Raw genomic sequence first — 15,546 nt, 5'->3', positions numbered from 1 at the left:
GAAGAGCCCTCGCGGCGCCTCGCGACTACTGCGTGAGGCGCCAGAGGGCCTGCAGGTCCGCGGGCAGGTTGCTGGCGACCTTGTCCGCCTCGCCTTCGGATATCTGGTCCTGGAAGGCGCGCAGCACCGCGCGGACCACCAGCTCCGCCTGGTCCACCGGCATCTGGAGGTCCTCCGCGACGGACGCAATCATCTCCTCGCGACCGAAGCGGTGGGGGTGCCGGGGGCGCTCCTCCGGCGGAGGCAGGAACTCCACCAGCATTCGCGGCAGCTGGGATTCCAGATTCCGCGCCCCGTTGGGCATGAGCCGGCGCTCCAGCGCGCTCAGCACCGACACGGCGGCGGACTCCGCGAGCGCGGGAGGCAGGGCACTCAAATCGCAGACGTGGTGGATGAACGCCGCGTAGGTGGCGCGCAGGTGGGCTTCGTGCCGCCGCGCGTGGCGTTCCTGCTTCTCGGTTTCGGTTTCATGGGCCTGGGCCATGTGGGCACACCTTGGGCGAAGGGGGGACGGGACCTCCTGGAAGGTGGTCACCGGAACGCCCGTCATCGCCCGGCAGGCAGGCGGGCCCCACCCCCTTGTGCCCCACTCCCGCCCGGCCGCCGGGGGAATCCCCTGGAAATGCCAGGGGTTACTGAACATGTGTCCAGACCTCCGAATGGAGCGGGACCTGGCGACCCGGCGCGTGGACCGGCCATGTCAGACCCCTCCCGTAGAAATGATCGCGTGAGCCACTCGACCCCGCCATCGTCTCCGTCGCGAGTCCTGGAGCAGCGCAACCTCCTGGGAGGCCTGGACCTCCTGCCCGTGATGGGCCGGGGCAACCGCAAGCGCGCGCGTCAGTTCCACGTCCCCACGGAGCGCAAGCTCGGGTTCGCCGCCGCGCTGGCGCTGGTGGTGGAGCACGGACGGGAGAAGGCCCGGGAGACGGGCACCACGTCGATGACGCGCTGCCCGCGCTGCAACCACGTGGGCCCCACGGAGCAGGACTTCGGCTTCCGCATCATGAGCCAGGGCCAGCGCCGTCCGCAGTCCTGGTGCCGGGGCTGCCGCGGCCAGCACCTGGAGCCGGTGAACGCCTCCCAGCCCCGCCCCGAGGACGGCTGGCTGTTCCCGCCGGAGACGACCACGAAGCCCAAGGCGAAGGCGGGCAAGTCCAGCAAGCCCAAGGCGAAGAAGCGCGCCCGCCGCGACAACGAAGACCTGACCTGATCACCGGCCGCGCCTGGCGGGATTCCCGCTCCCGGGAGACCGTCAGCCCGCGTGTCCCCTGTCGTCCCGCGCCACCGGGCGCCCGCGTCCCGGCATGCTCCCGAGGCGGCCCCTGTCCCGCCCGTCGCCAGGGATGGCAACGCCCCGTATGGGTCCCTACCTCAGTTCCAAGGAGGACTTTCATGTCCGTGCGGACCCGAGTGGCAGGCATCAAGAACAAGCGACGCGTGGATCCCCATGCGGCCCAGCCGAGCGTACAGGCCAGCAAGGGGCGTAAGACGCTGGCCCATGACGACGCGGCGGCGCTGCTGCGACAGAAGGAACTGAAGCGCGTGACGCTGGGCCCCGCCGCTGGCGACCACGGCCCCAAGCGCAACAACCGGGGCACGGGGCTTCGGGGGCGCAAGAAGGCGCCCAGCCAGATTCACATCAAGCGCGCGGGTGGTCCTCGCGAGCGCTCCCGGCTGCACGGGGGCTGAGGGCACACGCCCTCCGCTGAAATGACGACGCCCCGCGTGGGAGACGGAAAGGCCGTCTTCCACCGCGGGGCGCGATGCGTCTGGGTGCTATCAGCGCCGGTCAGTAACCGACGTAGCCGCTGCCGTTGCTCAGGCCCTTGATGCCGGGGACGTCGGACACGGAGCCGTAGCGCTCGATGGAGTAGCGGACGCCGGCGATGATGTTGTCCACCGGGTTGCGGATGTTGTCGTGGCCGGGGAGCTTGTACGCGTCGAACGTCGGCTGGATGGTCTGCATCAGGCCGATGGACGGGGTGCCCTTCTGGGCGTTGGAGTCCCAGTTGTTGATGGCGTTCGGGTTCCCGCTGGACTCGTGCTGGATGATCTTCGCGATGTCCTGGGGGTTCATCTTGTCCGTCGGGACGCCGTTGGCCTTGAGGATGTCCATGGCCTGCTTGATCCAGTCGCCCACCTGGCCCGGGGGCACGTCACCCACGGCCTGCGAGCCCTGCGTCTGCTGCGCGCCGCCCGTCAGGTCCGGCCCCTTGGCGACACCCTCCGCCTGGAACTCATCCTTGCTGCCCGGGATGTTGAGCTTCGCATCCGCGTAGATGAGGTCCTTGTTGGTGATGTTCGGGTTCGCCTTCACCAGCGAATCCACGTCCGTGTTGAAGCGCTTGGCCAGCGCGCCCAGCGTGTCACCAGACTTGATCTTGTAGTCCATGGGGGAAGGACCTTCGCGATTGCCGAAAACGTGTATGCCTGATTCTCGGAGATTGATTCGCGGAGTTTCGCCTACATTTGCGGTTTTGTAGGCGCTTTCACGCAGAGTCACGCCCGGAACCGACCTCCTGGAATCCTGCGGTGGGACTGTCGCCAGAACAGCCCCAGCAGGACGGCGAGTGTAGCCCCCAAGCCACTGGGATTCGCGGCGCACCCGCATTTGACGTCGGGCCGGTCCATGTCCGGTGTCAGCGGGTCGACGGTGGCCTCGCAGGGGGTGAAGCAGCGGCAGGCGTCGTCGCCGTCCACCTCCAGCCGGGCGCACACGCCCTGCTCACCGCAGGCGGCGTCCTCCGTACAGGCCACGCCGTAGGTCCCGGCCTGGAGCGCGGGCAGCAGGCACCGGGCAGGGGCGCCCCCGGCGCTGACGCACTGAAGGCCCGAGGGACAGTCCGCGTCGCTCGCGCAGGCCTCCTCACAGAGGGCGTCCAGGGGAAGCGTCTCCGCGGGCGCGGGGGGTGGGGCTTCCTCCAGGAAGGGGCGGACGAAGTCCTCCAATGCGTCCACCCGCACCTGGACCGCCTCGGTCCGGCAGGCCACGTCACCGCTGACGGTGAGGCCCAGGAGCACCTCGTTCCCCGCCGGGCCCCCCAACACCGGGCCTCCGCTGTCCCCCACGCAGGTCATGGCCGGCGCGGGGCCAGCCTGGAAGGCGCTGCCGGTGACGCCCGTCACCTGGAGCAGGCCCTGGCGCCGCTGGCCCGAGGGTCGGGCCGCGTCCTTCGTGTCCCCGTAGCCCACCGCTCGCACCGGGTCTCCCGGCGCCACCGGGACGTCCCCGGCCTGGGGGAGCCGGAAGGGCGGGACGTCCGTCACGGGCACCGCCAGCCGCAGGAGGGCGGCGTCCCAGGTGTGCGTGGCCGGGACGAACTCCGGGTGGGCCACCGCCCGGGTGACCCGCACGAACCGCCCGCCGGGCCCGGGCTCCGGGAGCAGTGTGGGGCCCAGGAAGACCTCGTAGGGGCCCGCCTCCCCGAAGACGGCCAGACAGTGCGCCGCCGTCAGCACCACGTCCGGGGCGATGAGGGCGCCCGAGCAGAGGAGCACTGGCGCCTCCCCTCCGCAGCGGGTGCGCCGGGCCACCAGCGCCACCGCCGCCGTGTCCCCGGGGGCGTCCGTCCCCTGGACCAGGGCCTGGCCCGGGCCCCCGGCGGGTCCGGAGGGCTTGGGGTCCACAGGCCCGCAGGAGGGCAAGCAGCCAAGCATCAGGGAGGCCCCGAGCGCAACCACCCCCCGGGGTCGGCATCCTGTCCTGTCCCTAGCGGACGCGGTGGACCGTTTCGCCATGGGGCGCATCATAGGCAACAGGGGCCATGGGAATGGGGGGGTGCCCCGCGTTACCTTGCCCCTGGGGGACGTGAACCGGATAGAGTCCGTTGCACGTCTCCCTGCCCCGAGGGGCTGAAGGCTTGTCTGCCTGCCTTCTCCGCCGGAGGGGACTGCCACATTGAGTGGCCTGCCACATCTTCACGGGTGGTGGGTCTGCAACCCTTTTTGGAGGATGTTCACATCATTCGCGAACAGAGAAACAGCAGCCGGGGTCCCAACAGGGACCAGAGAACCAACCGCCGCATCCGCGCGCGGGAAGTCCGTGTCGTGGGCTCCGACGGTTCGCAGCTCGGAGTCATGACCATCGAGGCGGCGCTGGAAAAGGCCCGCTCCGAGTCGCTCGACCTGGTCGAAGTCAGCCCGATGGCGAAGCCGCCGGTCTGCAAGATCATGGACTACGGCAAGTTCAAGTACGAGGAGAAGAAGAAGGCCTCGGACGCGAAGCGCACGCAGGTGGTCATCCAGCTCAAGGAAGTGAAGCTCCGTCCCAAGACGGAGGAGCACGACTACGAGTTCAAGGTGCGCAACACCCGCCGGTTCATCGAAGAGGGCAACAAGGCCAAGGTCGTCATCCAGTTCCGCGGGCGTGAAATCACGCACAAGGAGTTGGGCAGCGCCATCCTCGATGACGTCATCAAGGACCTGAAGGACGTGGCCGTGGCGGAGCAGCTGCCGCGCATGGAAGGCCGGCAGATGTACATGATCCTGGCCCCCACGCCGAAGGTCGCTCAGAAGGCGCGTGAGCAGGCGCGGCAGGCCGCTGCGGCCGCTCGCAAGTCCCCGCCCCCTGGCACCGGCAAGAAGCCCCAGGCTCCGGGTGCGGACGGTGCCTCCACGGCCCCGGTCGAATCCGACGGCGCCAGCGAGGCCGACGACGACACGACGGACGAAGCGCCGGACGCCGCGCCCGCGACGACGTAGTCGCACGCAGGCTCGCGTCTCCCCTCACCGGGAGACGCGTACACGGGCGGTGCCCCTTGGGATGCGTCCCGGGGAGACCGCCCGCGTTCGTTTTCGTGGTTCGCCCCGCTAGCCGGGCAGGACCCGCGTGCGCCGGCGACGGCCCCACTCCATCAGGATGAACGTCACGCCCACCGCGAGCATCGCGCTGGCACCGCCACACCCGGCGGCCATCGCCTGCTGGGAGGGGCTCGTCATGGCGCTCGCCAGCACGCCGGGGTCCTGCGGTGGCGGGGACGAAGACGGGCTTCCGGTCGCGGTGAACCGCTCGCCGTCCTCGTCTTCATCCGGCGCCTGCTTCGCCGCCACAGCCTGGGACTTGAGCGACGACGCGCTGGTGGAGAAGAAGGACAGCCGGTAGCTGGAGCCGGAGGACGGCTCGATGCCGAAGAAGCACACCAGCGGCACGCCCGAGGGCAGCACGTCCGGCGCCGCCGGGTAGCCCGCGAAGCCAGACACCGACGCGAGCTCCTTGCCCGCGCCCGGCTTGCCGCTGGAGGACAGCGCGCGGACCCACAGCCGGTAGCCCGTGCCGTCGCTCCGGGGCTGGTTGTAGAAGACGTACAGGCTGCTGCCCGCGCGCACGAGCGCCGGCTGTGTGGCCCAGTCCCCGTCCTCCAGCACCTTCACCGCGGAGCCGAAGGCGTTGCCGTCGAAGCGGCGGTACAGCAGCCGTTCGGAGTTGTCCTTGTAGACCAGGTGCAGGCCGCCATTCCCGTCCGCCACCGCGCTCATCGCGGCGCCGTGGTAGATGCCGTCGGAGAAGGCGGTGCGCGTGGAGGACCAGCTGGACACGGACGCGCTGTCATCACGGATGCGGTAGTGCGTGGTGTCGTGCCCGTCGTGCGAGCTCCACAGCATCATCAGCCGGCTGCCCAGGCTGATGAGCCGCCCGCCCCCGCGCTTCGGGACGCCGTGCGCGAGCGCGGACTGGGTGCGGAAGGTGGAGCCGCCGTCGCTGCTCACGGAGACGACCAGCGTGTTGCTCGCGTCCTTCTCCCGGAAGAAGGCCTGCACCCAGAGCCGGCCCTTGGAGTCGCGCGCCAGCTCCGCGCGGTAGTACGCGGTGCTGGAGCTGGTGGAGTCGAAGACGCGCACGGGCGTGTCCGGGAGCCAGCGGTTCTTGGACGCGCTGTAGCGCCACCACTGGAAATACACGTCGCGTGACGTGGAGCCGCTGATGCCCGCGCTGTCCGGCGTCTCCACCGCGTAGACGAGCGCCACGTCCTTGCCCACCACCACCAGGTCCGCGCGGTCGTAGGTGGAGCCGTCGTGGATGATGCCCTCCTGCTTCCAGGTGCTGCCGCCGTTGTCGCTGCGGAACATCCGCAGGCCGTGCCCGTCCTGTCCGCCCTGCTGCACCGCCGCGAGCAGCACGGAGCCCTCGCTGCGGGACACGCGCACGATGTGCCGGTGCGCGGGCAGCGTCAGCGCGTTGCCTCCCCGCACCGGGATGGCCGAGGGCGGTGTCGCCGCCGTCATGCCCGCCAGCAGGAGCCCTGTGACCGCCGCCCAACCCATGCCCACCCCTTCCGTTGGATTCCCCGCCGGGAAACTGGTGGGGAAGGAGGGACGAAAGAAGGTGGGAAAAAGGGTCGCCGCCTGCTCGCCTGCCCTACGAAGGGGCGGCGGCCGTGTCGTGGGCTGGACGCTTCAGCCGCGCGCCGCGGCCCTGCCGCCGATGTGCTCGCCCGCGTCCGGACGCAGCCGGCGGAAGAGCGGCCCGGCCAGCGACGACACGAAGCCGATGGCAAGGAACGGCAGCAGGAAGCGGTCCGGCGTGAGGCGCACGTCACCGCCGCCGCGCGCCACGTGCAGCATCAGGCCGCCGAAGCTGATGCCCACGCTCAGCGCCATCTGCTGCGTCACCACCGCGATGGTGGAGGCGTTGCTCACCGACTCCTTGGGGAGGTCCGCGTAGGCCATCGTGTTGGTGGCGGTGAACTGCAGGGAGCGCATGAAGCCGCTGAACACCAGCGTGCCGATGATGAACGGGATGGGCGTGGTGACGCCGAAGAAGGCGGGCACGGCCGTCACCGCGGCGGTGAGCAGGTTGGAGGCGATGAGCGTCTGACGGAAGCCCACGCGGCGGATGAGCGCGGGCGCCACAGGCTTGCACGCGAAGGCGCCCAGCCCCGTCCCGATGGTGACGAGCCCCGCCTCCAGCGGCCCCCAGCCCAGCGCCACCTGGAAGAGCAGCGGCAGGAGGAAGGGCGTCGCCCCCAGGCCGATGCGCACCAGCGCGCCGCCCATCATGCTGGCGCGGAAGGTGTCCACCTTGAACAGGCGCAGGTTGAGCACCGGGCGCGGCGTGCGCAGCGCGTGCCGCACGTAGGCCACCAGCGCCCCCACCGCCACCAGCGTGATGCCCGCCTGCACGGGCCACGGCACCAGGCCGATGCCCACCGTCTCCGCCGCGCCCATCAGCGCGGTGATGGCGACCACGGCGATGGCGAAGCCCTTCGTGTCGAAGGGGCCGGGGTCCGGCTGCTTCAACGGTGGCACGAAGCGCGCCACGGCCCACATGCCCAGCAGGCCCACCGGCACGTTGATGAAGAAGATCCACGGCCAGTCCGCGATGCCCAGGATGAGGCCCGCGAGCGGCGGGCCCAGCAGCGGCCCCATCAGCGCGGGCATGGTGAACCAGCTCATCGCGGACACCAGCTTCTCGCGCGGCGCCGAGTTCACGACGATGAGCCGTCCCACGGGCGTCATCAGCGCGCCGCCCAGGCCCTGGACCGTGCGGAAGATGACGAGCTGCGCGAGCGTCTGGGAGAAGCCGCACAGCACGGAGCCCGCGAGGAACACGACCATGGCGGTCATGAAGACGCGGCGCGGACCGAAGCGGTCGGCGATCCACCCGCTCGCGGGCGCGAGCACCGCCAGGGCCAGGATGTACGACGTCAGCGCGAGCTTGAGATGGACGGGGTCGGTGCCGAACGCCACGGACAGCGTGGGCAGCGCGGTGGACAGCGCCGTGGAGTCCAGGAACTCCATGAACAGCGCGCTGGCCACCGCGATGGATGCCAGCCGGGAGCCTCGGGTGGATGGGGCACTGGGAGGCGCGGTGGAGGCAGTCGCGGTGACGGACACGTCCTTTTCTATGCGCATGCCACACCGCGCCTGTCACGCCCGTGTGAAGGCGCGGCCGTGACCGGCAGAAGCGCTCATACTCCCAGCGCGAAGCGGTGGGGCCCTCGCGTGAATCGGGCGCGGCACTCCGGCTGGAGGGCAGCCGAGCGGGCACCTCAGCCCGGTTCCTCCAAACCTGTCCGACTGTCGGACAGCTTCGTGCGGAGCGTCCCCGACAGGGAGCCCCGCCCGTCCATCAGGGTTCCAGCGGCTCGTTGCGCGCGGCCTCGGCCAGGGTGCGGGCCTCTTCGCGCAGTTCGTTCAGGCGGACGCGGTGACGCTGGAGCAGCGCGTCCACCTGTTCGACGCGGTCCTTGTCCCCGCGTGACTTCGCCTCTTGCCGCTCGCCTTCCAGCCGCGACACATCCCGCCCCAGCAGCGTGGCGATGTGCTCCGTCTTCTCCAGCCTCCAGCGCGCCGTCTGTGGCTTCTCCTCCTCGATGGGGTCGTTCTGCTGCGGCGGCGCGTTGGCCACCTCCGGCTCCGGCGGCACGTCTCCGGGCGAGGGCGGTACCACCGTGGCGTGGGGCGGCGCGGGGTCCGGCGTCCGCACCGGCACCGCGCGCTTCGGCGACACCTGGGCCGCCGTCACCGGGCCGGGGCCCGCGTTCCGCACCGGGGGCGTGGCGGCGGGAGAAGATGCCTCTCGCGACGGCCACAGCGCCACGGCAATGAGAGCGGCCACCAGCAATCCCGCGCTCCCCAGCATCACCCGCTCACGGTTCCGCATCGTCCACTCCCCCTACAACCGAAGGCGCCAGCCGTCACCCTGGCGCTCCACCCGGAAGAGGAACGGCTCCGCGCGCTCCGTTCCTCCCTGCGACACCCGCGCCCGCACGACCACCGCGTTCGGGTCGCGGCCATCCACCTTCGCGTCGAGCACGTCCACCAGGCCCATGCCGTGCTCGCGCAGGTCCTTCACTGTCTCCTCGCACGGAGGCACGCCCTGCCCCGTCACCAGCATGGGGCCCAGCACCGCGCAGTCCCCGGACGGCAGGGCCTGGAAGAAGCGGCGCACCGCCGCCTCACCGGCCTCCGCCTTGGAGGACGTCGTGGACGTACAACCGGGCACGGCGAGCGCGGCGAGCCACAGCCCCACCGCCCCCACCGCGTACCTCACCGCGCGTCGTCCCATCCGGCCTTCAGTAGCAGTTGGGCGCGAACAGCTCGTCGTCCGTCGCGGACATGAACTGATCATCGCAGTAGGCGCTCGCCAGCACGTGGCCGTTGCGCACGCAACCGTCGTGGTTGGTGGCGTCCAGCGTGTACTGCGTGTCGCCACCACAGCCGCCGCCGCAGCGGCCGAAGCAGTTGCCCATCACCTTGGGGCGCGACCAGTGGTCCGGCTCGCCGCACACCCAGGTGCTGCCGTTCATGTAGTACTCGTCGCCGTTGCACGACGTGTGGTCACCCAGCTGTGCAATCTGCTGGTTGCGCGCGTTGTCGAAGCCGCCCTTGTCGCAGTCGTGCTTCGCGTACGAGTACCAGTTGTACGTACCGCCACAACTGCCCGTGTTCTTGCCGCCGCACTTCGCGTAGCTGCACAGCATCGTGTAGCCGCGGCCCTGCTCGCCCATCACCGTGCGCTTGAGCGTGACGCTCGTGGGCTGCTGCGCCCACATGCCCACCGCGCGGCGCAGGTACATGGCCTCCGGCGCCGCCGCGTCACCCTGCGGCAGTCCCTGGTTCAGCGCCCCGTAGAACGCGCTCAGCACCTGGCGGTCCGCGTCCACCACCTGAGTGTCCTGCACGTTCGTGTCCGCGAAGCCGTCCAGCGTGGACACTCCAGACGCCGGGTCCATCAGCCCCGTCAGCGTCATGCCGTGCATGCGCACCTCCAGGCGGTACACCCCGGGCTCCACCTCGCGCGAGGCGAAGGACACCGTCTGCCCGTCATGCGCCCAGGTGCCCTCGGTCAGGCCCGTCCCGGAGCGCAGCGACAGGCCCTCCGGAGACGCCGGCGGCGCTTCCGTGCCCGCCCCACCACAGCCCCACAACAGCAACGCCGCGACCGCACCACCCAGTGCCTTGCGCATCCGTTTTCACCCTCCGGCCAGGACAACTTCCAAGAATTCGAAGCGAGTGCCGGATTACCGGGCGACTGCACGGGGAACAAGGCGAGGTGCGTCAGCTGGGGCCTCCAAGCATCCAGCCTGTACCGGAGGACAGCCTGGCTGTTCACGGCGGACGGGCGCGGAGGGGCGGGGATGTGGCATGACGGGCCCGCGAAGCAGGTCGTTCCCCTAGTGGAGGAAGTCCCCTTGAAAATCCCCGCGCTCACCGTGGTGGCGGCGCTCGCCGCGACGGGTTGCTCCAACGGCAGCATCACGCAGAACCGTGAAGCCATGGCCCGCATCGCCTCCAACACGGCGAAGCCCCAGCTGGCGCCCATGAAGGGCTCGGAAGTGCTGGCCGGTACGCCGGACGCCTTCAAGGCCCTGTGCAAGGCGGACCTGGAGCGCGCGCAGGCGCAGGTGGCCGCGCTGAAGAAGCTGGACCCCAAGACGAACGGCCAGGGCGTCCTCAAGGCGTACGACGAAGCGCAGACGGCCATCCTCAACGCGGCCAACCGCTCCAGCCTCACGCATGAGGTGCACCCGGACGCCGCCATGCGCGACGCGTCCCGCGAGTGCGAGCAGCAGGTGGACGCGGCCAACGTGGCGCTGTCGCAGGACCGCGGCGTCTACGACGCGCTGTCGCTGGTGGACCTGTCCAAGGAGGACGCGGCCACGCACCACTGGGTGGACCGCACACTGCTGGACTTCCGCCGCGCGGGCGTGGACCGGGACGAGGCCACGCGCGCCAAGGTGAAGACGCTCAACGAGGAGATCCTCAAGCTGGGCCAGCAGTTCGGGCAGAACATCGCGGAGGACACGCGCAGCGTGGCCTTCACGACCAAGGACCTGGACGGGCTGCCGGAGGACTACAAGAAGGCGCACGCGCCCGGCGCGGACGGCAAGGTGGTCATCACCAGCAACTACCCGGACTACTTCCCGTTCATGACGTACGCGAAGAACGCGAAGGCGCGCGAGAAGCTCTGGCGCACCTACCGCCAGCGCGCGTTCCCCAAGAACCAGGCGGTGCTCGCGCAGCTCATCGAGAAGCGCAACGAGCTGGCCACGCTGCTGGGCTACGACACCTACGCGGCCTTCACGACCGAAACGCGCATGACGCGCACGCAGCAGGCCGCGGCGGACTTCATCGACCAGCTGGCGCAGGCCACGGAGGTTCGCGCGAAGAAGGAGATGGCGGACCTGCTGGCGCGCAAGAAGAAGGACGTGAAGGGCGCCACCGTGGTGGAGCCCTGGGACCAGGACTACTACGAGGACCGGCTGCGCGCGGAGAAGTTCGGGTTCGACTCGCAGGCGGTGCGGCCCTACCTGGAGTACGCGCGGGTGAAGGACGGCGTGATGGGCATCACCTCCAGCCTGTGGGGGGTGGCCTTCCAGCCGGTGAAGGACGCGAAGACGTGGCACACCGACGTGGAGGCGTATGACGTCGTGGACGGCGGCAAGCCGCTGGGCCGCATCTACCTGGACATGCACCCGCGCGACGACAAGTACAAGCACGCGGCGCAGTTCGACCTCGTCACGGGTGAGCTGGACAAGCGGCTGCCGGAGGCCGTGCTGGTGTGCAACTTCCCGCGCCCCGGAGACCTGATGACGCACGACGAGGTGGGCACGTTCTTCCACGAGTTCGGCCACCTGATGCACACCATCTTCTCCGGCCATCAGAAGTGGACGCCCATCTCCGGCATCTCCATGGAGCGTGACTTCGTGGAGACGCCGTCCATGCTGCTGCAGCAGTGGGCGGAGCAGCCGGAGGTGCTCAAGAGCTTCGCCAAGCACCACGAGTCCAACGAGCCCATCCCCGCGGAGCTGGTCGAGAAGCTGCGCGCGTCGAAGGAGTTCGGCCTGGGCCTGTACGCGCGCCGCCAGCTGTTCCTGTCCGCGGTCAGCCTCCAGTACTACTCGCGCGCGCCGGGCTTCGACACGTCCGCGGTGCTCTCCGAGCTGCAGAAGAAGCTGTCGCCCTTCCGCCACGAGTTCCGCGACGGCACCCACTTCGAGCTCGCCTTCGGGCACCTGGATGGGTACTCGGCCGCGTACTACACGTACCTCTGGTCCTCCGTCATCGCGAAGGACCTGGAGTCGAAGTTCCAGGAGAACGGCTACCTGGACCGCGACACGGCCATGCACTACCGCAAGACGGTGCTGGAGCCCGGCGGCTCCAAGCCCGCCGCGGAGCAGGTGAAGGACTTCCTCGGCCGGCCGTACGGCTTCGAGGCCTACCGCGCGTACCTCGACGGCTCCGCGAAGACGACGGGCACCGCGAAGGAAACGAAGTAGCGCAATCGCTTCTCCGGAAGCGGGCCGCATCCTTCAAGCCCGCTTCCGGGAGTGCCGCGCCGCCTGACCCGCCCTCGAGGGCAGGAGTCGGCGCGCGGTGCCCTTGCGGTCCCCGGGCCCTGCCCGGTCGCGGAACTCCCCTTCCCCACCTGAGCCCTCGCTCGTGCCCATCTCCACCCCGGGGACGGAGCCTGGCGTCGGCCTGTCGTCACGCCGCGGCTGGTGAGGGTCTTGCTTTGGAGCGCGCTCGCCGGGGCCCATTCGCGGCCCTGAGGAGGCGTGCACGCGGTGACGGCCTGCGGTTGGAGATGGTGGAAGGTGGGCCTCGCGGCGGTGGCGGTGGTGCTGGCCGCGGGCTGCAGCGATTCACTTCCCAAGGCGCGGGTGCTGCCAGGGCCGGACGCACCCGTGGATCCGCAGGACGCGCTGTGCCGCTCGGCGGCGCGAGACCCGGGCCGCGTCACGCTGCACCGCCTCAACCGCGCTGAGTACAACAACACCGTGCGCGACCTCTTGGGCGACACGGGCTCGCCCGCGAGCAGCTTCCCGCCGGACGACCACGGCTTCGGCTTCGACAACAACGCGGACGTGCTCAGCATGTCCCCGCTGCTGATGGAGAAGTACTCCCACGCGGCGGAGGCGCTGGTGGAGGCCGCGTGGAGGCGAGGCGCGTTCAATGCGTGCGTGCTCGACCCCGCCCAACCGGAGGCGTGCGCGCGCGAGCTGCTCAAGACCTTCGCGCGCAGGGCCTGGCGCCGGCCCGTCACGCCGGAAGAAGTCGAGCGGCTGGTCGCGTTCGTCGCGCTGGCCCGGCAGCAGGGCGACACGCCGGAGGCGGGCGTGAAGCTGGCGCTGCGCGCGGTGCTGGTGTCGCCGCACTTCCTCTTCCGCGTGGAGCTGGACCCTGCACCCACGTCCACGGTGCCGCACACCGTGAGCGACCTGGAGCTGGCGAGCCGCCTGTCCTACTTCCTCTGGAGCAGCATGCCGGATGAAGCGCTGCTGCAAGCGGCGGAAGGCGGCCACCTGCACGAGCCGGAGGTGCTGGAGGCGCAAGTGCGGCGCATGCTGGCGGACCCCAAGGCCCGCGCGCTGGTGGACAATTTCGCGGGGCAGTGGCTCTACACACGCGCGCTCGACTTCTCCCAACCGGAGTCGCGCTACGGCTTCGACGAACCGCTGCGCGAGGCCATGCGCCAGGAGATGCAGCTCGTCTTCCAGGAGTTCGTCACCGGGGACCACCGCCTCAAGGACCTGCTGGACGCGCCCTTCACCTACGTGAACGACCGGCTCGCTTCGCACTACGGCCTGCCCAAGCCCGGCACCCCCGCGATGACGCGCGTGGAGCTGAAGGACCACCCGGAGCGCGCAGGCTTGTTTGGCAAGGGCGCGTTGCTCACCGTCACCGCGAACCCGGACCGCACGTCGCCAGTGAAGCGCGGCGTCTGGGTGCTGGAGCAGCTGTTGTGCAAGGGGCCGCCACCGCCACCTCCCGACGCGGGAGGACTGGCCCCGGCGGTGGACCCCACGCTCAACATCAAGGCACGCATGGCGCAGCACCGCGTGGACCCCACCTGTTCGGGCTGTCACACGCTGATGGATCCGCTGGGCTTCGGCATGGAGAACTTCGACCCGGTGGGCCGCTGGCGCACGAAGGAGGAAGGCGGCGCGGTGGTGGACCCCAGCGGCGAGCTGCCCGGCGGCAAGGCGTTCAACGGCGTGACAGAGATGCGCGCCGTGGTGAAGCAGGACCCGGACCTGTCCGCGTGCATGACGCGCCACCTGCTCACCTACGCGCTCGGACGCGGTGCGGAAGAGCAGGACCGCTGCACCGTGCGCGACATCTCCCAGCAGGCCGAAACCCGGGGCGGCCGGCTCACCGACTACATCCTCGCCATCGTCCGCAGCGACGCGTTCCTGCAACGGCGTGGCGAAGCGGAGGGACAAAAGCCATGAGCCGCACCCCTGCCCTCTCCCGCCGGACGCTCCTGCGAGGCATGGGCGCGCTGATGGCGCTGCCCCTCCTGGACGTCATGCGCCCGCGCACGGCCCGCGCCGCCACGCCGGCCCCGCGCCGCTTCGTGGCCTTCTACACGCCCTGCGGCATCCACATGCCCAAGTGGACGCCCGGTGGGGAGGGCGCGAACTTCTCCCTGACGCCCACGCTCGCGTCGCTGGCGCCGGTGAAGGGGGACCTGCTGGTGCTGAGCGGCCTGGACAACCTGCCCGGCAAGCCAGACGGCGACGGCCACCACGCCGCCGCGACGTCCGCGTTCCTGTCCTGCGTGAAGGCGCGCAAGACGGAGGGCACCAATATCCGCACCGGCATCTCCATGGACCAGGTGATGGCGAACGCGCTGGGCAAGGCCACGCGCTACCCGTCGCTGGAGCTGGGCATCGACCAGGGCAAGGGCATTGGCAACTGCGACTCCGGCTACGCGTGCCCATACGCGAACAACATCGCGTGGGCGGGGCCGTCCACGCCCGTGCCCAAGGAGACGAAGCCTCGCGCGGCCTTCGAGCGGCTCTTCGCGGACTTCGACCCGAACGTCACGCAGGCGGAGCTGGCGAAGCGCAAGGCGTACGGTTTGAGCATCATCGACGCCGTGCGCGACGACGCGAAATCGCTCCAGGGGAAGCTGGGCACCACGGACAAGCGCAAGCTGGATGAGTACTTCACCGGCGTGCGCGAACTGGAGCTGCGCGTGAACGCGATGGACGGCACCGGCCCCACGTGCGGCGCCGCCATGACGCCCGCGGACAGCGACGACGTGCGCGAGAAGACGAAGGCGATGCTGGACCTCATCGTGCTCGCGTTCCAGTGCGACCTGACCCGCACCTGCACCTTCATGCTGGGCAACGCGCGCAGCACCCGCGTGTATTCGTTCCTGGGGCTGTCCGGCGAGCACCACACGTACTCGCACCACCAGCGGGTCCAGGCCAACTACGACGCGCTGGCGAAAATCGACAAGTGGGAGGTGGAGCAGTTCTCGTACCTCCTCCAGCGCATGAAGGGCGTGCAGGAGGAGGGCGGGACGTTGCTGGACCACAGCGCCGTGTACTTCTCCAGCGAGATTGCCGACGGCAACATGCACGAGCACAAGAACCTGCCCATCCTGCTCGCGGGCCGCGCGGGCGGCGCCATCGCTCCTGGCCGGCACATCCGCTATGGGGGGCAACCGCTGGCGAACCTCTACATCGCCCTGCTCGGCATGTTCGGCGTGTCCGCGACGTCCTTCGGCGACGACGGCACCGGGCCGCTCCCGGGCCTGAGGGCGTAGGGCAGGAAGGGGCTCGGGCCCCTCGGGGGTAGCCTGCCCGG

General features: G+C 70.2%; 14 protein-coding genes. 6 read left to right on the top strand and 8 right to left on the bottom strand.

Going from position 1 to position 15,546, the window contains the following annotated elements; translation table 11 throughout:
* Positions 1-25 precede the first annotated feature (25 nt).
* Positions 26-484: a DUF2267 domain-containing protein gene (locus tag GTZ93_RS00800; protein ID WP_120597815.1), complete on the bottom strand. Its 459-nt coding sequence runs from the start codon at positions 482-484 to the stop codon at positions 26-28.
* A 213-nt stretch (positions 485-697) separates the two neighbouring features.
* Between GTZ93_RS00800 and GTZ93_RS00795 the strand changes: the two genes are divergently transcribed.
* Together GTZ93_RS00795 and GTZ93_RS00790 are read left to right on the top strand one after the other, a co-directional pair.
* Positions 698-1,213: a hypothetical protein gene (locus GTZ93_RS00795; RefSeq protein WP_120579736.1), complete on the top strand. Its 516-nt coding sequence runs from the start codon at positions 698-700 to the stop codon at positions 1,211-1,213.
* Between the two features lie 182 nt (positions 1,214-1,395).
* Positions 1,396-1,692: a hypothetical protein gene (locus GTZ93_RS00790; RefSeq protein ID WP_120566963.1), complete on the top strand. Its 297-nt coding sequence runs from the start codon at positions 1,396-1,398 to the stop codon at positions 1,690-1,692.
* Between the two features lie 100 nt (positions 1,693-1,792).
* Here the strand turns inward: GTZ93_RS00790 and GTZ93_RS42555 are convergent, their stop codons facing one another.
* Positions 1,793-2,395 carry a transglycosylase SLT domain-containing protein gene (locus GTZ93_RS42555; protein ID WP_120579737.1) on the bottom strand — a complete coding sequence of 201 codons (603 nt, stop codon included), beginning with the start codon at positions 2,393-2,395 and terminating at the stop codon, positions 1,793-1,795.
* Between the two features lie 107 nt (positions 2,396-2,502).
* Positions 2,503-3,660, bottom strand: coding sequence for a S1 family peptidase (locus GTZ93_RS00780; protein ID WP_161662599.1), 1,158 nt, complete (start codon positions 3,658-3,660; stop codon positions 2,503-2,505).
* A gap of 303 nt (positions 3,661-3,963) precedes the next feature.
* Here GTZ93_RS00780 and infC point away from each other — a divergent pair, with 303 nt between their 5' ends.
* Positions 3,964-4,704 carry a translation initiation factor IF-3 gene (infC, locus tag GTZ93_RS00775; RefSeq protein WP_139920650.1) on the top strand — a complete coding sequence of 247 codons (741 nt, stop codon included), beginning with the start codon at positions 3,964-3,966 and terminating at the stop codon, positions 4,702-4,704.
* A gap of 108 nt (positions 4,705-4,812) precedes the next feature.
* Here the strand turns inward: infC and GTZ93_RS00770 are convergent, their stop codons facing one another.
* The 5 genes from GTZ93_RS00770 to GTZ93_RS00750 form a co-directional block, all read right to left on the bottom strand.
* Positions 4,813-6,264 (bottom strand): hypothetical protein, encoded by a 1,452-nt coding sequence (locus tag GTZ93_RS00770; RefSeq protein WP_139920641.1) that lies wholly within the window; start codon positions 6,262-6,264, stop codon positions 4,813-4,815.
* A gap of 132 nt (positions 6,265-6,396) precedes the next feature.
* Entirely contained in the window at positions 6,397-7,854 is a 1,458-nt protein-coding gene (locus GTZ93_RS00765; protein ID WP_167547779.1) for a DHA2 family efflux MFS transporter permease subunit, read from the bottom strand.
* Positions 7,855-8,071: 217 nt separating this feature from the next.
* Positions 8,072-8,605 carry a hypothetical protein gene (locus GTZ93_RS00760; RefSeq protein WP_139920639.1) on the bottom strand — a complete coding sequence of 178 codons (534 nt, stop codon included), beginning with the start codon at positions 8,603-8,605 and terminating at the stop codon, positions 8,072-8,074.
* 12 nt (positions 8,606-8,617) lie between these two features.
* A complete protein-coding gene (locus GTZ93_RS00755) occupies positions 8,618-9,010 on the bottom strand; it encodes a hypothetical protein (RefSeq protein ID WP_139920637.1) in 393 nt (130 codons plus the stop codon).
* Positions 9,011-9,017: 7 nt separating this feature from the next.
* Positions 9,018-9,911 carry a hypothetical protein gene (locus tag GTZ93_RS00750; RefSeq protein ID WP_139920635.1) on the bottom strand — a complete coding sequence of 298 codons (894 nt, stop codon included), beginning with the start codon at positions 9,909-9,911 and terminating at the stop codon, positions 9,018-9,020.
* 354 nt (positions 9,912-10,265) lie between these two features.
* On the opposite strand from GTZ93_RS00750, the gene GTZ93_RS00745 reads away from it, so the two are divergent.
* The 3 genes from GTZ93_RS00745 to GTZ93_RS00735 all read left to right on the top strand — a co-directional run bounded on the left by GTZ93_RS00745 (position 10,266) and on the right by GTZ93_RS00735 (position 15,505).
* A complete protein-coding gene (locus tag GTZ93_RS00745) occupies positions 10,266-12,224 on the top strand; it encodes a M3 family metallopeptidase (protein ID WP_167547836.1) in 1,959 nt (652 codons plus the stop codon).
* A 279-nt stretch (positions 12,225-12,503) separates the two neighbouring features.
* The gene (locus tag GTZ93_RS00740; protein WP_257979365.1) at positions 12,504-14,180 is read left to right on the top strand and encodes a DUF1592 domain-containing protein; all 1,677 of its coding nucleotides are present in this window, start codon (positions 12,504-12,506) and stop codon (positions 14,178-14,180) included.
* Positions 14,177-15,505, top strand: coding sequence for a DUF1552 domain-containing protein (locus GTZ93_RS00735; RefSeq protein ID WP_139920634.1), 1,329 nt, complete (start codon positions 14,177-14,179; stop codon positions 15,503-15,505). Before GTZ93_RS00740 ends, GTZ93_RS00735 begins: the two co-directional genes overlap by 4 nt.
* The last annotated feature ends 41 nt before the right edge of the window (positions 15,506-15,546 follow it).

The organism is Corallococcus exiguus, from assembly GCF_009909105.1.
GTDB classification, from domain to species: Bacteria; Myxococcota; Myxococcia; order Myxococcales; family Myxococcaceae; genus Corallococcus; species Corallococcus exiguus.
The sequence above is the reverse complement of the archived record's forward strand: the minus strand, read 5'-3'. Positions and strand labels throughout refer to the sequence as shown.